This is a genomic window from Bdellovibrio bacteriovorus (assembly GCF_001592735.1).
Classification (GTDB): Bacteria; Bdellovibrionota; Bdellovibrionia; order Bdellovibrionales; family Bdellovibrionaceae; genus Bdellovibrio; species Bdellovibrio bacteriovorus_D.
Genome location: NZ_LUKE01000003.1, coordinates 359,556 through 384,377 on the forward strand (window position 1 = coordinate 359,556; position 24,822 = coordinate 384,377).

Consider the following 24,822-nt stretch of genomic DNA (forward strand, 5'->3'; position numbering starts at 1 on the left):
ATTCTTGTCCCTGTCTAGTTTTGAGACGCCGAAAACCTTTGAACCACCCTTTGCTCCAGAATGAGAGGATCTATAAAAAGGAAATACGTGGAAAGCATGGCCGTCGCAAATGGACCTAGACCCATGAAGATTCCAATCCCGGCATGAAAAAAGACCCCCATTAAAAGCCACGCATAACGGGTCTTTTTAAACGCCACCATCACCGGAAAATAGATTTCAAAAAGGATGGTTAAAAAAGCAAGAATCGGAATGATCCAAGGAACATGGCGCATGAACGAAAAATCCAACGTCGTCATTTGGGGATTTCCCAAAACGCTCCATAAGGCGGTTCCATCCCACCAACTGGCCCCTTTGAGCTTTTCCCATCCCGTGTAAGCGTATATCACGCAAATCTGCACTTGCATCATCCGAATCATCATGGCACTTAACGAATCCGACATTCGCACAACCGGCTTTTTGCGAATCAGATTTACCACACTTAGGCGCGCACAACTTTGCGTGAACATCATGTAAAACATAAACAGAGTTAAAATAATATCCGCACCGAAATTCACGGTGAAGTTTCTTTGCAAAAAACCCATCGCCAAAACCCAGGTGATGATCATTAAAATACGACCACCGATCCCTAAGGTAAGTAAAAATAAAAATACCACAAATGCCAAATGCAGGGGGAAAACCCAAGCATCCGACCAAAATGTCCAAGAAAAAGCCGGACGATAATAATCCGGAATCGCTTGCCACGCCTGATCGCGCGTCACCCAGTTTTCATCAGAATAATATTTCAAGGCCAGCATGCGATAGGCATAAAGATAAAACATGGTTCCGCACAAAATAATGCGCATAAACCCCAGACCTAAAAGATTTTGCGGCGAAAACCAGAATGCATCCCAACGCGCCCACAGCTTTTTAATCATAAAAGCTCCTCATCGCGTGAACCGCAAGAGATGTCTTCTTTAGCGTACTCAATACGCTCTGAAAGATCCGCTAAAGACATTTCCGGCAGCTTTACGACTTTGTCCAAGGGGGGCACTGTTTCGATAATAATGCGCGCATTCACTTGAGAAGCCCCCGGATATTGACGGCACAGCCATGGACCAAAAACCACGCGCAGACGCTTTGGACTTAATGCCATATAGCGAGTCGCATACAGATCACGCTTACGAACCGGATCATGAACAGGAAGATTTTTTTCTGGTGGGAAATAACCCTCCACGGGATCACGCGGTTCCCCTTCACCTTGGGCCGGATGGGGAAAATAAACCGTGTATTCAATATAAAGAGTATGCGCAGGATCGGGCGAGAAGAAATCCCACCCGGCACTTAAGCCCACGGCCCCTGCATAAGGAGTGATATATCGCGACATCGATCGCCCAAGATAAGAACCTATATTGGGCATGATCAACATTACAACTATATTATAAACAATCCACAGACTTAAAAGAACTTTAAGTAGTAGTTTCGCCTTCTTCATCGATTTCGTCCGCCTCGCCGAAGAAAGGCAACTCGTCGTCGTCTGAAGATTCGTCGTCCGCTAACAAGGGCGAACTGTCGTCAGAAGCATCTTCAAGGTCTTCGTCATTATCGAAGGCCTCAAGAGCATCTGCTAATTCCTCAGAAACTTCACCGTCGTCATCGTTTCCAGCGACTTCCATGGTTTCTTCTTCATCATCCGACATAGCGGCTTCAGCTGCCGCGAGCTCTTGCTCTAAAGACTCTTCTTCAGAGGTTGCTGCTTCAGCTCCGTCAACTTGCGCTGCTTCAACTCCGGCGACCGCGTCGCCTGCGTTCTGCGGCCGCTGGCCCATAAATGCCGCTTTTTTCTCAGCGGCGATAGCTACAAGTGTTGTTCCCGCAGCTAAAGCTTCGTCGTATTTTTTCAACCAATTGGCATCACGTGTAGAAACCGGTTCCCCGAATGCCAAGGCATCACGGATGTTTTGCGCTTTTTCTTGATCACGTTTTTCAGCTTGGCGACGTTTTTCTTCTTCAAAGAAGTTTGAAGTGGTGGTGATTTCTTCCAATTGCTCTTGGATTTTCATCAGCTCTTCTTCACCTTGAGAGTAAGAAGTCACGACTTCTTGAGACAATGAATCTGTCAAAGAAGCTAATTTCGGTTTTTCTTCGGCTTGCTCTTCATCGATACCTTCAGGCAACAATTCGTCGATTTGTGACAATGTTGGAAGTTCTTTGATAGAACGAAGACCAAAGATTTCTAAGAACTTTTTAGTTGTTCCGTATTGCATTGGACGACCTGGAAGGTCTGATTTGCCCTCAAAGCAAACCAAGTTTTTTTCCATCAAAGCACGAAGCAAATGTCCTGATTCGACGCCACGGATCTCATCAACTTCAAATTTTACCGTTGGCTGTTTGTAAGCCACGATAGAAAGAACTTCTAACGCTGGACCTGAAAGCTTGAACTGACGCGCTTTCAAAGTGCGTTTTAGGAAGTCCATATTGTCAATTTTAGTACGTAACTGGAATCCACCTGGAACTTCTTCCAAGGTAACCCCACGACGACCCCCCGCATATTCAACCGCCAACTGATCCAAAGTACGACGAAGGTGGTTGGTCTTAATATTTGTGCCTTTAAAAAGTAACTTTAAAGACGCCATGCTTACAGGACGGTCGCTGGCAAAAAGAACGCTTTCAACGATACTTTCTAAGCGTTCGTCTTCAACGAATTCGATTTCTTCAATTTCTGCAGAATCAAAACCATCAAGCTCAGTACCTTCAAGGGACACTTCGTCTTCTTCAGACATTTCCATTTCTTCGGTTTCTGATTCATCACCTTCTGGCAAGAAACCTTCAGACTCTTCCTCTTCCTGCAAGAAAATAGAAGTTTCAGATTCAATACCGTCTTCAAAAGAAACTTCTTCGTTTTCGATTTCTGTTTCCATGATTGATTCAGCAATAACCTCATCCGCACTTTCGGCTTCTGAGGTTTCAACGGCAACATCGGTATTTTCAGTCACTTCCGCCACTGACTCAAGAACTTCTGTTTCTTCAACTTGTGATGATTTTTTACCTTTTTTTCTTGCCATAGTCCCCTCTACACTTCGCTCACATCATCTTTAAAGAGTTCATTTTCCATCGCTAAGATCTCGTCATCCGACGCGATCTCGAGATCAAGGCCAGCAAGTTCTTCATTGAACTCAAGACCTTCGGCGACTTCGGCTCCCAATTCCATTTGTAGAGGCTGTTCTTCCGTCACTGCATCAGCTTGCGCATCTTGCGCCTCACTGCCATCTGCTATTATATCTTCATCTAAATCGACTTTTTGAGTCGCTTGCATCATTTGCGCAGCCACTTCATCGGCGCGCATAGAATCATACTCTTCCACACGTGCTAGGACGTCGGTTTCGATCGGTTTTTTGGTATCAACCCAAATATCCGCATAAACTTCAGTTTGGTAAAGGCTCACAAAGCCCATTTTACCAAGTTCTAACAACGACAAAAAGGTGATCAAGGCCTGGCGAGCACGCTCTTCAGTGGCACTGACAAGATCCATCATGGTGACTCTTTGACCCACAACCAGACGGTCTTTGAACTCTAAGATGCGGCTAGCAATCGACTGAGCTTTTGCGGCCACTTCGTGGACTTTCTTTTTCATGCTACGCAAAGCTTTGCGATAGCTTGAAATCAAAGAAAACAAAGCGTTGTCTTCTAAGATAATTTCTTCTTCTTTTTCGTGAAGAGATTCGCGCGTCCCGCGCAACCAAACATCACGACCCACCAAAGGACGGTCGTAAAGAAGTTTCGCGGCTTCTTGGTATTTTTGATATTCTAATAGTTTTTGAACAAGTTCCTTACGTGGATCTTCCGCTTCAACCACTTCGCCGTTTTCATCGTATTGCGGTAACAGCATGCGGGATTTAATTTGAATCAACGTTGAAGCCATGGCGATAAATTCGCCCGCCACTTCAAGATCCAGCTCTTTCATAAGCTTGATGTATTCAAGGTATTGCTTCGTGATCTCATGGATTTTGATATCCATGATGTCCATCTCTTCCTTGCGGATAAGATATAATAGAAGACCTAAAGGACCTTCAAATTTCGGCAACTGGACCGTAATACTCATTATGAAACTTCCCCCTCAAAACGTACTGCTTCAGCTTCGCGACCCGAGGTCGCTGCGCTCTGCGGCCTCTCGGCCCTAAACCCCAAAGCCTTGCAAAGCCAAGGCAATCAGATGATTGCTTCCCCAAAAAACTGGAATTGCAAGAACACTTAAAGCCCCAGTAAAAACCAATGCCATCAAAACCATACTGCTAATATGTTCGTTTTGCTCTAGCTTATAATTCCATTGCGCCGGTAAAAAGCGCGCCAAAACCTTCCCACCATCCAACGGATGCATAGGCAGGATATTGAAAACGGCTAAGAACATATTTGTCACAATAAAAGTCTGCAAAATTTTAATTAAACCTTCAGCATAAGTGCTTGTGCTATAAAACTTAGCGACAACCGCGATACCGATAGCGCCGACGATGGCCAAAAGAATATTCGAAAGAGGACCGGCAATCGCAATCCAGAACATATCGACACGAGGATTCTTTAAATTGCGAGAATTCACCGGCACAGGCTTCGCCCAGCCGAAAAAAATTGGACTGGAAAACACAATGGCCGCGATGGGTAAAATCAAAGTCCCTAAAATATCCATATGAACAACGGGGTTCATGGTCAGGCGGCCCATTTGCTCTGCCGTGTTATCTCCACGAAGCTTTGCAACAAAGCCATGCGCGAACTCGTGAAAACAAAGTGCAAAAAGGAACGGAATAAAATAAATGCCTATCTTGGCGCCAATCTCTACGATATCCATACAACCTCAACGCTAAATCACGCCTAGACCCTTGTCTAGTGTGTCGAATCATTTGCTTAACTAAAGTGCACTCAGCATAACACAGGTTGTTAAGAGAAAAGCTCCTGTCTTTCCCAACTCTTGAATAAATCCGCCAGAGAAGCTAATTTCTAGCCCACGTAATTTTATAGTATTAATAAAAATGGAGAGCCCATGTCTGACGTTAATCACGCACGTCCTGCCCTAACCACCCTATCCGAAGATGAAGTCGCCTTCCGCGATGCGGTTCGCTCTTTTGCTGAATCTGAAATCAAACCTCATGTGACACACATGGACGAAAAAGCGGAGATGAATAAAGACATCCTTAAAAAGCTTTTCGAAATGGGTTTGATGGGTATTGAAACGCCGGAAAAATACGGCGGCGCGGGCTCAACGTTCACCATGGCTTGCTTAGCGGTTGAAGAAATCGGTCGCGTGGATGGATCCGTTTCCGTTCTTGTAGACGTTCAAAACACTTTGACGACAAATGCATTCCTAAAATGGGGAACTGAAGCCCAAAAAGAAAAATACCTAGGCGCAATGGCGACAAAATGGGTGGGCGCTTACGCTCTTTCTGAATCCTCATCTGGATCTGATGCTTTTGCTTTGAAATTAAAAGCGGAAGATAAAGGTGATAAATGGGTTTTAAACGGTTCAAAACTTTGGATTACAAACGGTAACGAGGCCGACGTTTTCATCTGTTTTGCAAACATCGATCAAGCTAAAGGATACAAAGGTATCACGGCATTTATCGTTGAAAAATCATTCAAAGGTTTCAAAGTTGGCAAAAAAGAAGACAAGCTAGGTATCCGCGCGTCTTCGACTTGCGAATTGTTATTTGAAAACTGCGAAGTGCCAAAAGAAAATGTTTTGGGCGAGGTCGGCAAAGGCTACAAGATCGCGATTGAAACATTAAACGAAGGTCGTATCGGTATCGGCGCGCAAATGATCGGTATTGCTCAGGGCGCTTACGAAGCGGCCTTAAATTACGTTAAAGGTCGTGAACAATTCGGAAAACCCATTGCTCACTTCCAAGGCGTGCAATTTCAATTGGCAGAAATGCGTACAGAACTAGAAGCTGCTCGTTTGATGGTTTACAATGCCGCTCGTCTTAAAGACGCCGGTCTTGATTTCATCGAATCCGCTGCAATGGCTAAGCTTTATTCTTCTCGTGCGGCAGAAAAAATCACTTCTAAAGCGATTGATCTTTTCGGCGGTAATGGATTTACGAAAGAATACCCTGTGGAAAAATTCTGGCGCGATGCTAAAATCGGTCAGATCTATGAAGGAACGACCAATATGCAATTGCAAACAATTGCAAAAATGGAGCTAGATAAGTAGTTAGCTCCTTTACGTTTGAATTTTACGGGCATAAGATCAATTTATGAAACTGATCTTATGCCTTTTTCTTTTATTAAGCTCTTCGATTTCTTTAGCCCAAGAAAAAGTATTTCGCCTGCATCTATCCAACGAACCCGGTGGTTTAGATCCTCACAAACAGCGCACGTCGACTTCAAGTTATTTATTGGGAAACCTTTATCGCAATATCTACACCTTTGATGATCAAAAGGGCCTGGTGCCTGACTTAGGTTCGTGCAAAAAAGAAAAAAAGAAGTTCCTGATTTGCACTTTAAAAAAAGACCTTCAATGGAGTGATGGAACACCTCTCACTGCCGCCGATTTTTTACGTTCTTACTTACGCATCCTAGACCCGAAAACGGGATCGCCACGGGCAGATCTTTTATTTCCCATTAAGAACGCACAACAAATTTACGAAGGCACAGCTCAAAAAGAATCTTTCGGTGTCACCGTTACAACCCCCACGACATTTAAAATCGAATTCACCGACGAGGCAGGAAAATTTGAACACGACCTGGCAAACTTTCTCACCGCCCCCGTAAGCCCGGATTTAAAAAGCTATTCGGGTCCTTACAAATTAAAAGAATGGCAAAAAGCGCAGAAAATCGTCTTAGAGAAAAATCCCCATTACCACGCCGGCCACAAAGATCGTCCTCATCTAGAATTTCTATTTATCGAAGAAGATACTGTGGCTTTGCAGCTTTATGAAAAGAATCAATTGCAGTTTTTACGTCGCCTGCCGACGCTATTTATTCCACAATTTAAATCCAGAAAAGATTTTCACTGGGTTCCAGTGATAAGATTTGATTACATCGGCTTTGGTCCGGAACTTAAAGATCAAGAAGAGCTACGCAAAGCTTTTACTTACTCTTTGAACTACGTGGAATTACAAAAGATTTTTTCTTCTGAAGGACGCCCCGGTTGTATTGGGCTTCCGAACTCCTGGTTTCCGACGAAAGCACCCTGCTTTGATTTTGATCTTAAGAAAGTTCCTAAAACTCAAAGCACCAAAACTTACACCATGATGTTTTCAGGGCTAGGTGGCGAAGACCATAAAAGAGCCACCGAATGGCTGCAAGATCAGTGGAAGAAAAATGCAGGTTTAAAAACTCATCTCGAGCTTAAAGAAAATAAAATCTATCTGCAGACTTTACGCTCCTCACCTCCCCCGCTTTTCCGTAAAGGCGGCGCCCCGGATCGGCCGACTTGTTATTCGGCCTTACAAACTTTTTCTGAAAAAAGTGGCGAAAATTTTATTGGTTTAAAATCCCCGGTCTACGAAAAGGTTTTAAGTCAATTAGCTAAAGCCAAAAATGAAACCGAAAAGAAACGGCTTTGTCTAGAGGGCATCAACCACCTCATGAACAATCACCTATTGATTCCACTAGGAGCCATTCAATTTTCCATCCTAGTTAAGACCGACTGGGCAGGATGGAAATTGAATCAATTAAATCAGCTGGACTTGTCCGAGCTGCACTTTCAGCCATAAAATAAAACCCTATGACATTTGAAACGCAGTCCGTTGATATCCTTAAAGATCAAATCATTTTTACTGAAGGCGACGACGGCGACTGCGCCTATATTATCGAAAAAGGCCGCGTCCTTATTTTTGTCACTAAAGACAAAGAAGAAATTCCTTTAAACATCTTAGGAGAAGGTGAAATCTTTGGCGAGATGGCGCTGATTGATACCCATGCCCGCTCTGCTTCCGTTCGTGCCCTAGAGGATGTGCGTCTTGCCATCGTGACGAAACAACAAGTTTTAGAACGCGTTTCCACGGCCGATAAAGTCGTACAGCTTTTGATGCGTGTTTTGTTAAAACGTTTACGTCGCAAAAACATCTTAGTCACGGGTGGTAAGCCCCTCCCTGAAGATGCCGAGTTTTATGACCTTGAAGGCGGCGAAGAGGGAACCCAGAGTGCCTTGGATCAAATCAAACTTGAAAATCAAATCTTCCAAGCCTTTCAAAATCGTGAATTTGAATTGTTTTATCAGCCCATCGTAAATCTTAAAACCAAACAAATCACGGGCTGCGAAGCCCTTTTGCGTTGGAACAGTCCTTTGCATGGCTTGGTGTCCCCGAATTTATTTATTGATGTTATTGAAAACTCTTCGATGGTGATTCCGATTGGTCATTGGATTATCAATCAGGCCCTCAAGGACTTGCGCACCATTCAAGATCAGCTGCGCTTAAATAAAAAAGATCGCATGGCCGACGAGTTTATGATGAGCATTAATATCTCAGGCCGTCAGTTCACCCATTCAGATTTTATTAGCAACCTTGAAGACTTGCGCGAAAAGCATGATGTGCAGACTCATAATATTAAACTTGAAATGACCGAAAGAATTATGATGGATGGGGCTATCGCCTTAGACGTTTTAAATCAATGTCGAACCCAAGGTTATGCGATTTCTATTGATGATTTCGGCACGGGCTTTTCTGGTTTGCAATACCTCACCCAAATGCCGATCAGTTTCTTAAAGATCGATCGTTCATTTGTTATGAAAATCATGTCGGATCCAAAATCCAAAGCGGTGGTGAGCTCGATCATCCATTTGGCCCACGCCATGGATATCGAAGTCATCGCCGAAGGCATTGAACAAAACGAAGAGTGCCTGGTTTTAGAAACTCTGGGGGCTCGTTACGGCCAAGGGTATTTGTTTTCAAAACCCGTGGACATGGGCCGCTTCCTTAAACTCATTTAATCGCTTATAAACCGTCTCATTTCAAGAAAACCCCCACAAAAGTCGAGAAAGGCTCTAAGGGCTTAAGTCCGTATTTTTACCTCCGATAAGTCTTATGTCTTAGGACATTCAACCAGCTTTGACGGAGGTCAACAACATGGCTGACAAAAAATTCGAAAAACAAATCCCTAACAACGTAGTTTCTTTGGAATCTGCAAAGTGCTGCGGTGAGGGCTGCAAAAAGAAATCTGAAAAAGCCGGTTTCTGTGCAGAGCACTTCGACTGGTTTAAAGCTGGTTTGATCACTAAAGAAGGCATGAAAGCTTCTGATTTTGATAAAAAGTATTATCACTATACAGCTGCTAAAAAAGCGGCGTAAGCCGGCAGTGTGTAGCGGGCTCGGCCCGCGAAACTGGAGCAGCAAGAAGCCAGGCACGCACCTGGCTTCTTTTTTTTAGGGAATCACTCCCCAACAGGCAATAAACAGAGCCATCCCCACAATAAAGTATTTGGCCCCTATAGAAAACGCTTCGCGCATGGACATGACTTCCTATCGGGCAAGTCTTTTGCTAGATTGAGTCCAGCCAGACTTAAAGCGGAGGTTTCCTATGAAAAAAGCAGCTCTTATCACCGGTGCCAGCAGTGGGATTGGCGCGGCCACCGCGATTGAATTTGCTAAGAATGGCTATTTTGTCTATTTGATGGGCCGAGATAAAGACCGTTTGGCCGAAGTCGCCCTCCAGTGTCGCAGTGGTGCGACCCTTCTTTCTTGTGAGCTGACCGACACAAAAGCTTTAGACAAACGCTTAAACGATATGATGAATATCAATATTCATCGCGTGGAAGTGGTTGTGAATAATGCCGGCATTTATAAGCCCGGCTCCGTGGAAGGCGACACCGACGAAATTTGGTCCCAGCATTTTCAAACAAATCTTTTAGCGCCCGTTCATATTGTGCGCACACTGTTTCCGTATTTTAAAAAACACGGTGGCGGCAGCATCGTGAACGTGTCTTCCACTTTGGGTGTGAGCCCGGTTGCGAACACCGGTGCTTATTCTGCGCTAAAAGCAGCAATGATTAATTGGACTCAGACCCTGGCTCTTGAAGGCGGACCGCACAAGATTCGCGCAAACTGTGTTTGCCCAGGTATTGTCGACACCCCCATCCACTCATTCCATGGTTTGCCAGAGACTGAAAAAACCAAAACGCTTTCTCAGATGGCAAGCCTGCAACCGCTAGGACGTATTGGTACGCCTCAAGATGTTGCAAACAGCATTTACTTCTTAGGCTCAGACCTCTCAGCTTGGACGACGGGTGCGAGCTTGTCTATCGATGGCGGGATCAATCTCGCATGATGCTGACACTTTCGGTGCCTTTTAGCAGTGCTCACCTTTATCACCAACCGCAATGGAGTGATGAAAAAAACCGCCAGGTTTTCGGGCGTTGTTTTACCAAGCACGGCCATGGGCATAACTATGTTTTAGAAACCAAGTTTTATGTTACATCGGCGAGCTGTTTAGATGATGAAACCCGCTATCGTAAAATCTTAAACCAACTGGTTGCGGTGTTGGACCATGAACACCTTAACTTTGTGATCCCCGAGTTCAAAGAAAAGATCCCAACGACAGAAAATATTGCGCTTTATTTTCTGGAAAAGCTAAAATCAGAAGTGCCCTTAGAAGTTCTTCACTCTGTAAAACTTTACGAGACCGAGACTTTATGGACGGAGATCCTATTATGAGTGATGAAGAAAAAGTACGACTTTCCAAACTGATGGCCGAACGCGGACTTTGTTCACGCCGTGAAGCAGATGATTACATCGCACGCGGATTGGTTTTGGTCGATGGTGTTAAAATCGATCAATTAGGAACCAAGGTCGATCGCAATGTGCGTATCACGCTGGAAGCCCAGGCCTTAAAGCAACAAAAACGTCTGGTCACCATCATGCTTAATAAGCCGGTGGGTTGGGTCTCTGCTCAACCCGAACCTCCTTATCAGCCTGCGGTGAAACTGATCATTCCGCAAAATCAGTGGGGCGAGTCTTCTCAACGTTTAAAACAAGAACATTTTGAGGGTTTGGCTGTTACGGGTCGCTTGGATATCGACTCTCAAGGTTTATTGCTTTTCACTCAAGATGGCCGTATCGCTAAAAAAATCATCGGGGAAGATTCATCCATTGAAAAAGAATATCTGGTGCGCGTGGAAGGAAAACTTCCGGCGGATAAGTTAAAACTTTTAAATCACGGTTTAGAGTTAGACGGCAAAGCCTTAAAGCCCGCGAAAGTGGAATGGCTGAATGAAGATCAATTGCGTTTTGTTCTTAAAGAAGGAAAAAAACGTCAGATCCGTCGCATGTGTGAACTTGTGGGCTTGCGCGTGACCGGGCTAAAACGTGTGCGCGTAGGAAATTTGAAATTAGGAAAGCTTCCCGAGGGCCAATGGCGTTTCGTGGAAGAGGATGAGAGCATTTAATGTTTCGGTTTTCTATTGGCATCGTTCTTTTTTTTGTTTCTTTAACCGCTTTAGCTCAACAGCAAAAACCGCAAGAGCCACCGGCACCCAAAACCTACGGGGAATCTTTCACCGTTTTTGTCGATAATGATTCCCGCAATGTCGGCGGTCCCAATGCCGACCAAGGGTATACCAATGGTTTGCGTTTTGCTTATGTCTGGGGCGAAGATCAACAACCCGAGTGGATGCCGGATATTCCGGGATTTAAAGACGCTCGCTCTAATTATGGAATCTCCTTAGCGCAGCAGATCTACACCCCTGACGATACTCAGCGCACGGATTTGATTCCCGATGACCGTCCTTATGCAGGTTATCTTTATGTGGGACTGACAGCGGTTTCTAGAACTAAGACACAATACCACTCTTGGGAATTAGACATCGGCGTGGTGGGTCCGTCGGCCATGGGTGAAAAAGTTCAAAATAATTTCCATGATTGGATTCAAAATCCGCGTGCTCAAGGGTGGGAACACCAGCTTAAAGACGAACCTACTTTGGAGCTCTCTTACATTCAAAAATTACGTTTTTACGAACAAGAAAGTATGTGGTCCGGTCGCTATTTCGATGTCATCCCTGAAGGGGGCGCTGAAATTGGGAACGTAAAAATTGATGCGCACATGGGGGCGATGGTTCGTTTTGGTTTGCGTCTGCCCGATGACTTTGGTCCTTCCAATTTAAGTTCTGTCGGTGGCGACGCCTTGGATTTAAAATTCGGCAACGTAGATCTGCCATGGCGAGCTTACGGCTTCATGGGCGTGCGCGGGCGCGCGGTGATTCGCAATATTTTCTTAGACGGAAATACTTTTAAAGACAGCCATCGCGTTAAGAAATATCCGTTTATCGGTGAAACTGAAATCGGTTATGCCATTCAAGTTTCGCACTGGGTTTATTCGTGGAGATTTATCACGCTCACACCCGAGTTTGAAGAAAACAGCGAGTTTGATAGTTATGCTTCGCTCGCACTTTCTTATGTTCGGAATTTTTAAAGAGAGCTAGTCGCCCGTCTTTGCGAAGGTAAAACTTGAGCCTTCTCTAAGAGCTTATAAAACTGTCTGCCGAAAGTAATCGAAACAAAGAACAACACCCAAAAGCTGGCATTCCCGAAAATAAGCCTAATAATCAAGGAACTTTCAAGGTCCGTGGAAAATCCTAGCCACAGATAAAAAGCCCCTTTAATCACGAAATACAACGTCCAAAGAAATGTCATAACTTTAAAGAAAAAGGTTTTGTCTTCGGATTGAAAATCAGACGAGATGCGGTTTTGTTGTTCCGCGAATTCCTGAATCAACGGCTTTCCTGAAAACAGACTGTATCCAAAGAAAAAGGCCGTGATCAAACTAGACACACCCGCTTCCATTTTAAAGAAGAAGGCATTTCCCAACCACAGATCTAAAACACCAAACCCGCAGGTCATTAAAACGGAAAACTTAAAAAACCGAGTGATAGGTTTCTTACGAACCAAATGGACGGCAATTTCTAAACTTGAATAAACAAGCGAAGTAATAAGAGCGGTTTTAAAATCATAGAATCGATTTACGCCATAAAACACAATCAAAGGACCGAAGTTTAAAAATAGAAATTTTAATATTTCTTTAAACTTCTGCATGTTCTTTACGCCATTCGCTCTGAGGTCGGCTTTAAGAAATCTAAGCGCAAGTTCTCGTAATACTCGATCTCTTGTTCGGTAAAGCCCGCCTTCAGACGCAAAACTTTATTTAAAGGCTCAATACGTTTTGGCAAACGCACACGCAGATCATCCATGCGCTTTGCAAAGTCGGTATTGGGATCGATTTTTTCCATCTCACAAATACGGCGATACCATTGTGATCCAAAGTCCACGTGCCCGATTTCTTCAAAATTAATTTGTTTTACAATCGTCTGGATATTGCCTTTGGCAGAAGTACCTTCCAAACGGCGAATAAGCGTGTCACCGGCATCAAGACCACTGCCTTCTAAGTACCGATGCACGATCAAGATACGATCAAGCAAACTGTCCTCAGCACTCACCGCGCGCCACAAGGCCATATGAATCGGCCAGTCACCCCATTTAAAGCCCAAGGCATCAATCCCCTCGACACACATGCGTAAGTGATCGGCCTCTTGAATGGTGACGGAAGCTAATTGTTCGCGGAACTCTAACGGAGCATGAGGAAACTCTGCCAATGTGCGTAATCCAAGCTCCATAGCTTGAAGTTCGATATTGGCAAGGTCATGAAGCATGCGCGCCTGGCCCTCGGGGGTCGAAAAACCCTTTTTCGGGGGGTGAAATTTGGGATGCAGAACTTCAGCATCGCGGGCAGGCTCTTCGGGAACGGTAAAACGACTGCTTAATTTTAAGGCGTCCCCACAGGATTGTTCGATATTTTTGATCTTTTCCCAGATATCGGGGGTGGAAAAACTAAGCATGCCCCCTTTTACATCCCGCACCTGAGGTTGCCAATAGATTCCCTTTTTGGTGGAATAGATTTTATGGGAAAATCTTGGAAAAACGCAGGCAAAGTAGAGAAGGCTCAACAAAAGGGCCAAATATTCACCAAATTAGCGCGCGAGATCGCGGTTGCAGCAAAAGCTGGCGGCCCTGACCCCGCGGCGAATGCCCGTCTGCGTTTAGCCATTGATGCGGCTAAAAAAGTATCCTGCCCGAATGACACGATTGAACGCGCCATTAAAAAAGGTGCGGGTCTTTTGGACGACGGCAAAGTCATCGAAGAGATCACGTATGAAGGCTACGGTCCTCACGGCGTGGGCGTGATCGTAGAATGCCAAACAGATAATAAACACAGAACGGCTCCGGATATGCGCCATGCTTTTAAATCTCATGAAGGCAATATGGGCGAGGTGGGATCCGTGGCGTGGATGTTTGAACACGTGGGCCTTATCGAAGGAACTAAAGAAGGCAGCTTTGATCCCGATGAAGAAGCGATCGAAGGTGGTGCTAATGAAGTTTCTAAGAACGAGGATGGTTCTTATGAGTTCTATACGAATTCTTCAGATCTTGATGCCGTTCGCGAGGCGTTGACAAAACGTGGTTGGAAAATCACGAAAGGTGAACTGTCTTTCAAAGCAAAAAACATCACCGAACTTACGCCCGAACAACTTAAAGACGTCGAAGAGTTTTTAAATTATCTGGATGATATGGACGACACTCATCGCGTTCATGCGACAATCTAAAAGCCAAAAGGCGATCGGAAGATCGCCTTTTTTATGTCCCCTTTTTAATCTACCACCGCAGCGGTTCTGCGGCGCGAGAGAGTTTTGATACTCTGCCCACACAGTTAATTAACATTATGTTACATTAATAATCATTGCATTTGTATATACTTGTATATACAATATAAACATGTTGCTCTATGAAATTGTCGACTCATTTGAATCTCAAAAACTAGATTATGCCCTGGTCGGAGGCTATGCTTTGGCACTCCATGGACTTGTTAGAGCCACCATGGATGTCGACTTTGTTTTAACACTTCGACAATCCGATTTTGAACTTGCTGAAAAAGCTTTAGGCAATATCGGCTTAAAGTCGCGCCTCCCCATCAGGGCCGAAGACATCATCAAAATGCGTAAAGAGTATATCGAGCAAAGAAACCTTATTGCCTGGTCATTTGTGGATTATTCAAATCCCTCTAGGCAAGTCGATATTCTTATCACTAAAGATTTAAAAAAAATGAAGACTCAAAAGATTTCCGTCGCTGGCAGAAAAATTACCGTAGCGACCTTGCAGGAAATTCTTAAGATGAAAGAGGAAGCCGGACGCCCTCAAGATTTGATTGATATAACAAATATTAAGGAGAAGCTCAGTGGCAAAAAATAAATCTCCTAAAATATCTCCAGAAGAAGCGGTGCAATTTCTTGATGACATGAGAAAGCTTTCCCATGAAGTGGACGAAAAAACTGTCGCCATCTCTATCCGAATTCCAGAGAATGTCTTAAGAGCTGTAAAAACCAAAGCCAAATCTGAAAATAGAAAATACCAGTCCGTGATGATTGAATACATCCGCAAAGGGCTTAAGGTGCCATAAAAACCACCACCGCAGTGGTTCCGCGGCGCATCACCAACCCTCAACCAATCTTCCCTAAGGCCCCCAACACCAGCTTCTGAAAGAAGATCTCTTTTACACTCTTAGGACTTTTCAAATCCAGACGATCCAACTCTCGATCAAAAGACTTCGCTGAAGGCAGTAACCCGCCCAACAAAATCCCGATCCTTTTTCCAAGTGTGGCGTGTTTTAATTTTAACAATGCTTTGCCCACGGCAATTTCTTCTTCAGTGTAATCACTGCCAAATGGGAAAGCCGCAAACACCCCTTCTTTTTGGAAACCTTGAATAAAAGATTTCACTTTTGCCGGAGTATTATTCTTGGCCCTTTCAGGCAATTCATACGACACCGAAAGCTTTTTATTTTTCTTCGCCCACTCGATCAACTCCCCTTGAAACTCACTATCCGAAATTTCAATCAGGCGCTGGATCACCGTTTCATCCGACTCACCCCTTAAAAAGGCAATGCCATACTCGGTAATCACGATATCACGCAAATGACGTGGAATTGTTAGTTGCCCATGCATCGGGATGATGTTTGAAAAGCGTTTGCCATTTTTTTCACGCACACTTCGTAACATCAAAATGGATTGCGCGTTTTCAAGTTCATGCGCCATCGCCACAAAGTTGTACTGCCCGCCTACACCACTGACGACGTTGCCGTCTTCCAACGTGTCTGAGGCCGCGCCACCTAAAAGGGTCACACTCATACAAGTGTTAAAAAACCTAGCGTCTTTGCGTTGACGACGTAAAGCCATTTCGTGGGGATCGTAAAGGTCATTGATCTTAGAAACTCGAGTCATCGAAAGGCCTTCATGATCAGGACCTTTCAGCCCCCGCAACCAGGCATAGAAATCTTTTGAACCCAAATAAAAAGCGCCATGCAAATAACGGCGGGCCTTTTCATCGTGATCAAAGATTTCCCGGATCAAAATGCCCGCTTTACGTAAATGCATAAAGCCATCCATTAACATTTCACTGGTGCCGTAAAGACCGGTCTTAAAAGGCTCACGATAAAAGTCCGTCGCATTCACTGAAGACAAACCCAGCTGCTGACCGATGCGCTTATAAAGATCATTGCGCTCATGGCGCATGATCGTTGAATGCACCAATGCATCTGAAAGCGATCCAATACCTATTTGCAAAGTCCCGCCGTCTTTGACCAGGTGACTGGCATAAAAGCCGATCATATGTTCAATTTCATCCGCCGAAGTTTTGGGTAAGGCAAAAAGCTGGTGATTGATTTCATCACTTTCTAAAATCGCATCGAAGAAATCTTCAGCAACTTCGGCGTCCCCGCCCACATAAGGAAGATCGGGATGAACAACGCCAATCTTTAAAATAGATTTGCCGTGTTTTTTGTATAGATCTATCACATCTAAAGTCAGGTCCGGGTTGCAACTTAAAGAATATCCAGGCCCTTTAGCGGATTTAGAAATCAACTGCACCACCACGTTGATATCATGCTGCAAGATCGCTGGGGCCACATGGGTGTAATTCAGGCTGATATAATTTTGCTGGGCTTGATAGGATTTTAAAAAAGCGCCGGCTTGAAAATAGAACTCATGCAAAGAGATATTTTTCGGCAGTTGGTTTTTTTGAACAGCGCGAACATATTTTAAATGAGGATAATCATCCCCAAAATGTCTTTTATAAAACGGTCCCAAAAACCGCGCTTCAATATCAGAGGCCGGATCCGCAAAATCGAGCGACAGCGCCGTAAATATTTTTAAACGAGTTTGTGGGGAACGGGCCGCACGATCAAAGACTTGGTTAATAAGCTGATTGGGCTTCCCCAACCCCAAAGGGGTCGCCATATGAATGGCGTTTCCTAAGGAGTTAAATATCAGATCTTCAGCTTCGGCGAGAGATTGCAAACGCTTCATCTTGCTAGTTTAATTTCCGCACTATTTTTGTCAAATGCAGGTGCATTATCAGGTCATTCGACATCTTTCAGATTATTGGGAGGATTTATTATATATTAATTTTAGCAAATGGAGGTCCCACATGAAGACTTTGCTAGCCACTTTAATGCTTATTTCCGTTTCTGCCTATGCCGCCCCTCAGGCCACGGGTCCGCAGCGCACCGAGGTCTTATCTGAATCCGGCACCAAAGCGGTAGGAAAGGATAAAGTGAATGAGCCTTCGGCCATCCCCTGCCCACCTCAAGAAACTCGCACTGATAAATTAGATAAATTGGCGAAACTCGAAGGTGCCGGAGAATCTCACAGCACCAATTGCCCCACCCAAGGGGTCATCAAAGAGGCTCCAGATGCGGTGCCCTCTAAAAAAGTAGAATAAACCTAGCGCGTTGTTTGATTTAAAGCGTCCGCGATATAGCTGATGTTGGTGACATCTTCACCACCGCAGCCATCGTTGTCGCACACATTACTGCGGTAACACATTCTAGCTTGATCATATTTGAAATCTTGTGAGCCGCGCACCAAAATACCAACAACTTCGTGGGTGCGCGCATTTAACACAGCCGAACCTGAGTTCCCGCCATAAGAATCAAGATTGGCACTAAAATAACGTCCTTCTTGTTCCCGCACGGTTGCTCCACCCGCCACTTTCGTTGGCAATCCCGACGGGTGCCCCACAACATAGACTTCATCCCCTTCTTGAGCTGGGGCCCGTTGTAAAGTCAAAGGGCGGTGGTTTGGAACCTTGCGATTTAAACGCAACAAAGCAAAATCTTCGTCGTTTGTGTATTCGCGCGCGACGATACCTTTGCAAGTGTAAATTTCTTCCGCCGCAAAAGACTCTGGCGCCGTTTTGCTGTCGGTCATTTGATAACCAAAAACATAGTAATAGTTTTTACAAGTCGAATGATTCACACAGTGGCCTGCAGTGGCAATTAAGTCTTCACCCACCAAAGAACCTGAACAGACGGCCGCATCCGGTTGGTTGTAATAAGGCTCCTCAGAACACATATCTTGACTGCGACCAAAGCGCGTCGACGTGAAAATGTATCGCCCCTGACCGTCAGGTTTTAAGAATTTTTTGTGAATAATCGCAACGGTAGAGTTCGCCACTTCGCGAACAACCGGATCTTGAATTTCGTAAACATCGGCACGGTTGTCATCGCCATAAATAACCTTCGGAGTGACATTGACGAAACCGACACAAAGAGAGGCTAAAGTTGGAACGAGCAAGGATGTAAGAATGGATTTTTTTGTCACGCGTTCTCCTTACAGATAATTCTGCGGAGAACGGATTAAAAAAACAAACTATTTTTTTGTCTTTAACAGGTAATCAAAAGCCGTCGCATACATTTTGATTTGCTTTAGCATTGAGTGCAAACCGTTCGCGCGACTGGGGGAAAGGTTGCCTTCAAAACCCAAAGCTCGCAAAAATTCCGGCGGTGTTGCTAAAACTTCGGCGGGTGGAGTTCCGGAATACACTTTCAAAAGCAAAGCGACCAAGCCCTTCACGATCAAGGCATCACTGTCCCCGTGAATAACCATATTTCCTTGATTATCCAACTGAGCACTAAGCCAGACTTGGGACTGGCAACCTTTGACAATGTTTTGCTCCGTTCTTAGTTCTTCTGGAAATGGTGGCAATGCCTTGCCAAGCTCAATAATCTTTTTATAGCGATCTTCCCACTGATTGAGGCTAGAAAAATCTTGGATAACTTGGCTTTGGCGATCTTGAATCAATGACATTGTTTCTAAGTCCTTAACGTCTCTATGACAGTTTTAAGCGCGGTAAAATCGCAAAAAGGTCTTCTTCCAAAGACTGACCTTGCTCTCCGATCAGCTCGTGGAAGGATTTTTTATCAAGGTTTGCCACAACCTCATAGGCTTTTTTGTAAAAACCCTCTTGGTCATCATAATACCCATTCCAAAGCTCACGCGACGTTTTTTCGGGGATCACGTTGGACTTAAGCTCGGCCGAAGTTCCCTCATGGCGATTGTGATAATCTAAAAGCGTCATCACCTGGCGTGGTGAAAAATCAAGCATCGCTAGTGCCTCTTCTAAAAGGGCTAGTTCCACATACCAAAGATAACTGCCTAACTTTTCCCAAAAGCTAAGGCCCGTTTTTCCGTAAGAGCTTTTACAGAAAAACGTCGTACACACGACACCCCGATTGCGCCACACATTGCAGTTCTGAGTTTGCTTATTGTAATACGGGCACAACCAATCTTCGCGTTGACCAAAGTCCCCTTCGTCGCGGTGATTAAACTCGACCTGGTATTTTACTGGCGCCACCATACCAATCGGTAAAGCATACTCACGACGTTCAATTTTTCCGCGTAAAAGACGATGGGCTTCGGTAGAGGTCTCCTCTTTTAGCAGGGCTCCGACGAGATAATTTGGCAAAAACGGATGAAAGGTGCAGCATTTTAAATCCGCCCGGTAATGAATCTTGGCTTTGTTCTGAGGTCTAGACATCGCACAAGCATCACAGGTGGCCTTCTTCTCTTGAGGTTCAAACTGCAAGATCTCCCGCGGCAGGATGCTTTCATAGATGCGCGGCAGTTGGTATTTTAACATCATGGATTGAGCCCACAACGTTTAAAAATGCGTGTTTTTAAGACCAGCAATTCGGCAAATTCAGCCAAGCGTCCATCCCAGCGCCATTGAAAAGAACTGCAATCCACAAAATACGGAAAGGCATATTCGCCGTTTCGTTCTTTAAGATCGGGGTTGCTAAGATCAGCCCCTTTTGTGGCGAGCAACTTTTCCACCGAAGTCTTATGTAACAGACCTTGGGATTCAAGCTCTAAGGAGATTTCAATCGGAGTGACAAAACCGGTTTGCGATGAAATCAAGGTTGCCGGCTTTACTGGTGTGTACACCGATTTTGAATACACAATACGAATGAACTGAAAAAACTGAATGCCCGAAGCGCGATATTCTTCCCCGATTTGTGCGTACACGGCAGGATCCGCCTCGCCATTATCCCCAATCAAGACGACTTTTTTAGGTTTGAATTCCTCAATCACTTCACGAAGAGCGTCAACTTTATGCGTACTGCGAGAAAGACTGCTGCGACCGATATAGCGCCCTTCTGGGAAAAGTCCTTTTTTAAGTAAACTTAAATGGCGCTTTTTCATGATCCATGTGGGAGCTCTGGATAAATACACGACCTGCATGTCGGGATTGTCCTGCACGATCAGGTTGTACAAATCACTCATGCCCATAAAGCGACTGGAATCATCAAAGGCATAATAGATCATGTCTTTATAACTTTGAACGTGGGCCAGCTTGATGGTGTCATCGACATCGCTGACCAAAAGCGTTTGCGCGGAAGCAAAGCTGCAAGAGACAGTAACTAAGAAAGCGACTAGGAATGAAAAAAGGCCGTGTTTCATGGGCCCGCTTATAGCACGAAAAACGACCTTCTTAGAATGAATTTAAGCCTTTAAATCGCTTAAACTCCCGAAGTTGAAAAAACGATCAGGAAGCGATCGGGAGTGGCCTCAATTGCAAACAGATTCTCCTCATCTCTAAAAGAAAAGACCCCATTTTCGGAGTGAAATTCGGCAAAAATCGCTTGAGCTGCGGCCCCGTGAACCTCAAAAGAGGCTTTATTCGGCGAAATCTGTGAAAACTGGGTTTTATGAATGTTGATCGCACATTGGTAAGCATCTTGCCCGCGGCTGTTGCAGACGAAATTGAGAACTCTTTTTTCAGTGCTAAGTGCTTTCCCCGGCCCCATGTTGGATGGTTTTTCAGGAACATTCATCAACTCATAAAGGCGTTTTGGCGTCCCATCGACCACCCCGTCACTGGTATGAGACGCAAGGCTGATCAACATAAACGGCCCCACCATGCGACCTGAGGTTTTAGCCATAAGGGTTTGAGAAGTAAGAAGAATTAAAAGCACACTTAAGAGTTTCATACGCACAGTCCTTTGCATTTATTAAGCATAGCCCTGTGTCTAAAGTTTATTCAACCGCATTCCCAAACCTGTCATGTTAGGCCTATTACAGTCTTTTGACAAAATGACCCGTATTGAGACCGTTTTTGCCTGTATTTACAGTTACTTATGGTCACGAATCAGAGTGAAACATCGTAAAAAATGGCCCCCGCTTTGCTCTTAAGGAAGATGAGACTCTGAGAGTCAAAAAACTTTTTAAAGGGGACTATTATGAAAACACTCTTAACGATCGCAATCCTAGCTTTCTCTTGCTCTTCATTTGCTTGGAGTTCTAAGGGCGAAACTTCAAAAGAGTACACTTTCAAATACAAACTTAAAGGCGAAACCTTTGAATACAGCACTTCTAAAGGCAGCTATGAAGACGCTTTCGAAGTAGCCGCACAAAAATGCTTTAATCACTTTAAAGGCGCTGGCAAAGTCTCTGAAGACCGCGGCCTCGACATCATCGACGTTTGCGCAAACCCAAGATCTTAATCGCTTTGAGCTTAACGCTTGTTTTGACGGCCCGCTCCAGATTATAGTAGGTCTTTACTAGGAGCAAAAAAAGAAATGGGAATTCTTAAATCCATTGGTGAATTTTTAGTTGGCAAAGACCCTGACATTTTTGATGAAAAGGGCAACGTCTCGCACAAACTTCCAAAGAAAAAATGGGAAGCTTGGCACAATCGCACAAAAGTAGATCCCACTTACAATTGGCGCAACCACACCGGCATCACCGGGGCTGCGAACCAAAAGAAAAAGCCTAATTAAAAAAAGGTCCCAAGCGGGACCTTTTTTTATTTCTGTTTCATCGATTTTAAAATCAGTATGGTCAGCGTTTCTGATCATTATTCGGTCAGGAATCTAGGTTTGCAACGCCAGACTTCGTCACCTCCATGAAGCAAAGTTACTTTCTAGGTCATGAAAACTAACCTTCCCTAGTTAAATTTAAAGAGAGGCATGGCATCCTGCTTGCACAGTGACACCTCGAATTAATCTGTTTTGTCGATTGAGGGCCACGGTGCCCCTACATGCGCCGATTGGAAGGGTCATTATGAAAACAAACTTTCTTATCTACGTGATGATAGCGTTTGCCCAAACTTCGGCCCAAGCTCAGCTCATGGATCTTCCCAATCCTTTTGATGATGCCGCTAGCACACCTACCTATGAAGTTGAAGCACCTCTATCTATTGGTTCGGAGGTGGTCTTTATTCGAAATAGAAAATACGATATCGGTCTCGTCGTTGATTTCGCAGGAGATCGAGTTTGGCTAAGATCTTTAAACTCCAACACGATCCATGAAGAATCCCTAGATCGTGTTTCTGTCAAGACCGCTCAGTGTTCATCTCTTGGTTACTGTCCTAGCGACAGAGTGTTAAGCCGCTACAAAGGCATAGAATCCTCCGGTGGCGCACAGCTAGGAGAAAGGTATTCAACGGGGATTGTTCTTGGACTTTATAAGCCCAATCTGGTTGCGATAAAAGATAACGAAGATGGTCGAATTGATATTAAAGAACAGAACTCAGTTTACGGCAAAGATGTTCGTTGTGACGCATATTCCTCGATTTGTGTTGGCGATAAGATCAACTCGAGCTACGTAAGCGGTCGCCCATACGATTATCCGGGCACCGTCTCCGGGGTCTACTCCAATGGCGCAATCTTTATCAAAAACAACGGCCGTGAAATACAGGTATTCCTTGATCGCAACTCGTTCAAATTCAAGCAGAGCTCATCGCAATAGCTTTGCGCCAGTCTGATTCTGAGCACTACGTGTATCGGTGTTTATTCCTTATTTAGAAATCCAGCGACATTTTAAACCACCGGGTAATTAGCCCCTCACACCTCGCCAACCTCGTGCAATTTGTCTCACGCCCATCGTAATAACCAACCTAGCAAACTTGAGCGACTAAAACCCGTGGCCTCGACTTTGCTTACCTTCCTTGGTTACCCCGCAACCAAAGGGAAATGAATGCGCAATTTAAATGGGTCCACTTCACCACTCCGCTCTGACTCTCCGCTTGTTCAAAAATGTCTACAGGAAGTTTTTGAACTTAAATCCCTGCGCGAGGGGCAGGCCGAAGTGATCGATTCGGTTTTTCAAGGAAAACATACGCTCGCGGTCATGCCGACGGGGGCTGGTAAATCTTTGTGCTTTCAATTGCCCGCGATGGTACTTCCGGGCGTGACCATTGTGATTTCACCTTTGATCGCGCTGATGAAAGATCAAAAAGCCAAACTGTCGGCGTTAGAAATCAGCACTTTAGAACTGAATAGCTTTGTCAGAGCTAAAGACCGCGATAAAGAGCGCCAAGAATTTAAAAATGGGAATACCGAGTTTATCTATGTAACGCCCGAAAAATTCGTTTCCGAAGATTTTTTATTATCAATGAAGAATATTGAGATTGATTTACTGGTGATCGATGAAGCTCACTGCATCAGCCAGTGGGGTCATGATTTTAGGCCTGCCTACTTAAAGATTCATGAAAGCTGGAAACAGTTAAAGAAGCCTCAGATTTTAGCCCTCACCGCCACAGCCACCCAGGAAGTGATTGAAGACATCAAAGAGCAACTGTGCCTGCCGGAGCTGAATATTTTTGCCCAAAACATTTTTCGCGAGAACCTTTTTTATGAAGCTATTGTCTTAGAAAAAGAAGAAGACAAAATACCGGCATTAGAAAATATTTTAAAACTTAAAACCGGTTCAGGCATTATATATTGCGCCACGATCAAGCAAGCCGAAGCCGTTTATGAAAAACTTCACGCGGAAAATTTCCCGGTCTATATTTATCACGGAAAAATGAAGCTAGATGATCGCGTCGATCAAAGAACCGCGTTTATGGCCTCAAAAGACGGCATCATGGTGGCCACCAATGCATTTGGAATGGGTATTGATAAACCCGACACTCGCTTGGTGGTGCATTTTAACTTCCCCGGATCCTTGGAATCTTATTACCAGGAGTCCGGTCGCGCGGGGAGAGATCGCGAACCCGCCCAGTGCATTTTGCTGTATCTTAAAAAAGACAAAGCCACGCAAAGCTTTTTTAATGCTCGTAAGTATCCCACCTTAGAGCAGCTTCAATCACTTTACAGCGCGCTGAAGGCCATTAAAAACTCTGAAGAATTAAAGTCTTTGCTTCAAAGCCTTTCGATCCCGAAAACAAAACTGGCGGTTCTTATGGACCTGTTGAAAAAAGAGGGCGTCTTAGGCGGAAAGGGCCCTAAATTATCATTGATGAAAAAAGACCTGACAACAGAGGATCTTAAGTCCCTTTTTAACTCTTACGAAGCCAAGAGAATGAAAGACGCCGACAAATTAAAGAAAATGATCCTTTACGCCCAAACGGCGTTATGTCGCTGGAATTATATCCTGAACTATTTCGGTGAAACAGAGCTGACGACTGTTTGCGGAAATTGCGATAATTGCGTGAAAGGATCTTCTGAACTTAAAGAAGTTTACTCATGAACCGTACTCATTTTTGCGAATATTTTTTTTTAAAATTCTTGAGAACCAGAATTTACTTTAGAAAC

29 protein-coding genes are annotated in these 24,822 nt (G+C 44.5%); 16 read left to right on the forward strand and 13 right to left on the reverse strand.

Annotated features, from left to right (window positions below):
- Positions 1–14: 14 nt before the first annotated feature.
- The 5 genes from AZI86_RS14155 to AZI86_RS14175 all read right to left on the reverse strand — a co-directional run bounded on the left by AZI86_RS14155 (position 15) and on the right by AZI86_RS14175 (position 4,816).
- Positions 15–914 carry an HTTM domain-containing protein gene (locus AZI86_RS14155; RefSeq protein ID WP_061835860.1) on the reverse strand — a complete coding sequence of 300 codons (900 nt, stop codon included), beginning with the start codon at positions 912–914 and terminating at the stop codon, positions 15–17.
- Complete coding sequence (locus AZI86_RS14160; protein ID WP_061835862.1) at positions 911–1,471, reverse strand: hypothetical protein; 561 nt, start codon at positions 1,469–1,471, stop codon at positions 911–913. Before AZI86_RS14160 ends, AZI86_RS14155 begins: the two co-directional genes overlap by 4 nt.
- The gene (gene scpB / locus AZI86_RS14165) at positions 1,446–3,041 is read right to left on the reverse strand and encodes an SMC-Scp complex subunit ScpB (RefSeq protein ID WP_253715960.1); all 1,596 of its coding nucleotides are present in this window, start codon (positions 3,039–3,041) and stop codon (positions 1,446–1,448) included. Before scpB ends, AZI86_RS14160 begins: the two co-directional genes overlap by 26 nt.
- A gap of 8 nt (positions 3,042–3,049) precedes the next feature.
- Positions 3,050–4,078: a segregation and condensation protein A gene (locus AZI86_RS14170; protein ID WP_061835864.1), complete on the reverse strand. Its 1,029-nt coding sequence runs from the start codon at positions 4,076–4,078 to the stop codon at positions 3,050–3,052.
- Positions 4,079–4,153: 75 nt separating this feature from the next.
- The gene (locus tag AZI86_RS14175) at positions 4,154–4,816 is read right to left on the reverse strand and encodes a site-2 protease family protein (RefSeq protein WP_061835866.1); all 663 of its coding nucleotides are present in this window, start codon (positions 4,814–4,816) and stop codon (positions 4,154–4,156) included.
- A 192-nt stretch (positions 4,817–5,008) separates the two neighbouring features.
- Here AZI86_RS14175 and AZI86_RS14180 point away from each other — a divergent pair, with 192 nt between their 5' ends.
- The 8 genes from AZI86_RS14180 (at position 5,009) to AZI86_RS14215 (ending at position 12,372) form a co-directional block, all read left to right on the forward strand.
- Entirely contained in the window at positions 5,009–6,175 is a 1,167-nt protein-coding gene (locus AZI86_RS14180; protein ID WP_061835868.1) for an acyl-CoA dehydrogenase, read from the forward strand.
- 43 nt (positions 6,176–6,218) lie between these two features.
- Positions 6,219–7,682, forward strand: a complete 1,464-nt coding sequence (locus tag AZI86_RS14185; RefSeq protein ID WP_061835870.1) for a peptide ABC transporter substrate-binding protein — start codon at positions 6,219–6,221, stop codon at positions 7,680–7,682.
- Positions 7,683–7,693: 11 nt separating this feature from the next.
- A complete protein-coding gene (locus AZI86_RS14190; RefSeq protein ID WP_061835872.1) occupies positions 7,694–8,899 on the forward strand; it encodes an EAL domain-containing protein in 1,206 nt (401 codons plus the stop codon).
- Positions 8,900–9,035: 136 nt separating this feature from the next.
- The gene (locus AZI86_RS14195) at positions 9,036–9,257 is read left to right on the forward strand and encodes a hypothetical protein (RefSeq protein WP_061835874.1); all 222 of its coding nucleotides are present in this window, start codon (positions 9,036–9,038) and stop codon (positions 9,255–9,257) included.
- A 229-nt stretch (positions 9,258–9,486) separates the two neighbouring features.
- Positions 9,487–10,233, forward strand: coding sequence for an SDR family NAD(P)-dependent oxidoreductase (locus AZI86_RS14200; RefSeq protein ID WP_061835876.1), 747 nt, complete (start codon positions 9,487–9,489; stop codon positions 10,231–10,233).
- Positions 10,230–10,619: a 6-carboxytetrahydropterin synthase gene (locus AZI86_RS14205; protein WP_061835878.1), complete on the forward strand. Its 390-nt coding sequence runs from the start codon at positions 10,230–10,232 to the stop codon at positions 10,617–10,619. The genes AZI86_RS14200 and AZI86_RS14205 overlap by 4 nt, the downstream gene beginning before the upstream one ends.
- Positions 10,616–11,350, forward strand: a complete 735-nt coding sequence (locus AZI86_RS14210; RefSeq protein ID WP_061835880.1) for a pseudouridine synthase — start codon at positions 10,616–10,618, stop codon at positions 11,348–11,350. Before AZI86_RS14205 ends, AZI86_RS14210 begins: the two co-directional genes overlap by 4 nt.
- Positions 11,350–12,372, forward strand: a complete 1,023-nt coding sequence (locus tag AZI86_RS14215) for a lipid A deacylase LpxR family protein (protein ID WP_061835881.1) — start codon at positions 11,350–11,352, stop codon at positions 12,370–12,372. The genes AZI86_RS14210 and AZI86_RS14215 overlap by 1 nt, the downstream gene beginning before the upstream one ends.
- Here AZI86_RS14215 and AZI86_RS14220 read toward each other — a convergent pair.
- Entirely contained in the window at positions 12,369–12,992 is a 624-nt protein-coding gene (locus tag AZI86_RS14220) for a septation protein IspZ (protein ID WP_061835883.1), read from the reverse strand. The genes AZI86_RS14215 and AZI86_RS14220 overlap by 4 nt on opposite strands.
- Positions 12,993–12,997: 5 nt before the next feature.
- Positions 12,998–13,792 carry a DUF455 family protein gene (locus tag AZI86_RS14225; RefSeq protein WP_061835885.1) on the reverse strand — a complete coding sequence of 265 codons (795 nt, stop codon included), beginning with the start codon at positions 13,790–13,792 and terminating at the stop codon, positions 12,998–13,000.
- Positions 13,793–13,855: 63 nt separating this feature from the next.
- Between AZI86_RS14225 and AZI86_RS14230 the strand changes: the two genes are divergently transcribed.
- From AZI86_RS14230 to AZI86_RS14240, 3 genes are all read left to right on the forward strand, one after another.
- Entirely contained in the window at positions 13,856–14,557 is a 702-nt protein-coding gene (locus AZI86_RS14230; protein WP_061835886.1) for a YebC/PmpR family DNA-binding transcriptional regulator, read from the forward strand.
- Between the two features lie 169 nt (positions 14,558–14,726).
- Positions 14,727–15,200, forward strand: coding sequence for a nucleotidyl transferase AbiEii/AbiGii toxin family protein (locus tag AZI86_RS14235; RefSeq protein ID WP_157684717.1), 474 nt, complete (start codon positions 14,727–14,729; stop codon positions 15,198–15,200).
- A complete protein-coding gene (locus AZI86_RS14240) occupies positions 15,187–15,408 on the forward strand; it encodes a CopG family antitoxin (RefSeq protein WP_061835890.1) in 222 nt (73 codons plus the stop codon). Before AZI86_RS14235 ends, AZI86_RS14240 begins: the two co-directional genes overlap by 14 nt.
- Positions 15,409–15,448: 40 nt before the next feature.
- Here the strand turns inward: AZI86_RS14240 and AZI86_RS14245 are convergent, their stop codons facing one another.
- Entirely contained in the window at positions 15,449–17,311 is a 1,863-nt protein-coding gene (locus AZI86_RS14245) for an acetyl-CoA hydrolase/transferase C-terminal domain-containing protein (protein ID WP_061835892.1), read from the reverse strand.
- 121 nt (positions 17,312–17,432) lie between these two features.
- Between AZI86_RS14245 and AZI86_RS14250 the strand changes: the two genes are divergently transcribed.
- Positions 17,433–17,726, forward strand: coding sequence for a hypothetical protein (locus tag AZI86_RS14250; RefSeq protein WP_061835894.1), 294 nt, complete (start codon positions 17,433–17,435; stop codon positions 17,724–17,726).
- Between the two features lie 2 nt (positions 17,727–17,728).
- Here AZI86_RS14250 and AZI86_RS14255 read toward each other — a convergent pair whose 3' ends face one another.
- The 5 genes from AZI86_RS14255 to AZI86_RS14275 are packed head-to-tail and all read right to left on the reverse strand — an operon-like array spanning position 17,729 to position 21,276.
- Positions 17,729–18,607: a trypsin-like serine peptidase gene (locus AZI86_RS14255; RefSeq protein WP_061835896.1), complete on the reverse strand. Its 879-nt coding sequence runs from the start codon at positions 18,605–18,607 to the stop codon at positions 17,729–17,731.
- A 48-nt stretch (positions 18,608–18,655) separates the two neighbouring features.
- Positions 18,656–19,093, reverse strand: a complete 438-nt coding sequence (locus AZI86_RS14260) for a SufE family protein (protein ID WP_061835898.1) — start codon at positions 19,091–19,093, stop codon at positions 18,656–18,658.
- A 22-nt stretch (positions 19,094–19,115) separates the two neighbouring features.
- A complete protein-coding gene (locus tag AZI86_RS14265; RefSeq protein ID WP_061835900.1) occupies positions 19,116–19,928 on the reverse strand; it encodes a hypothetical protein in 813 nt (270 codons plus the stop codon).
- A complete protein-coding gene (locus AZI86_RS14270; protein WP_061835902.1) occupies positions 19,925–20,746 on the reverse strand; it encodes a phosphatase domain-containing protein in 822 nt (273 codons plus the stop codon). Before AZI86_RS14270 ends, AZI86_RS14265 begins: the two co-directional genes overlap by 4 nt.
- Positions 20,747–20,805: 59 nt before the next feature.
- Entirely contained in the window at positions 20,806–21,276 is a 471-nt protein-coding gene (locus AZI86_RS14275) for a hypothetical protein (RefSeq protein ID WP_061835904.1), read from the reverse strand.
- A gap of 249 nt (positions 21,277–21,525) precedes the next feature.
- Here AZI86_RS14275 and AZI86_RS14280 point away from each other — a divergent pair, with 249 nt between their 5' ends.
- The 4 genes from AZI86_RS14280 (at position 21,526) to AZI86_RS14295 (ending at position 24,757) form a co-directional block, all read left to right on the forward strand.
- On the forward strand, positions 21,526–21,789 hold the full coding sequence (locus tag AZI86_RS14280) for a hypothetical protein (protein WP_061835906.1): 264 nt from the start codon (positions 21,526–21,528) through the stop codon (positions 21,787–21,789).
- A gap of 75 nt (positions 21,790–21,864) precedes the next feature.
- Entirely contained in the window at positions 21,865–22,065 is a 201-nt protein-coding gene (locus AZI86_RS14285) for a hypothetical protein (RefSeq protein ID WP_061835908.1), read from the forward strand.
- 283 nt (positions 22,066–22,348) lie between these two features.
- Positions 22,349–23,035: a hypothetical protein gene (locus AZI86_RS14290; protein WP_061835909.1), complete on the forward strand. Its 687-nt coding sequence runs from the start codon at positions 22,349–22,351 to the stop codon at positions 23,033–23,035.
- A gap of 228 nt (positions 23,036–23,263) precedes the next feature.
- A complete protein-coding gene (locus AZI86_RS14295; RefSeq protein WP_061835911.1) occupies positions 23,264–24,757 on the forward strand; it encodes a RecQ family ATP-dependent DNA helicase in 1,494 nt (497 codons plus the stop codon).
- Positions 24,758–24,822: the final 65 nt, after the last annotated feature.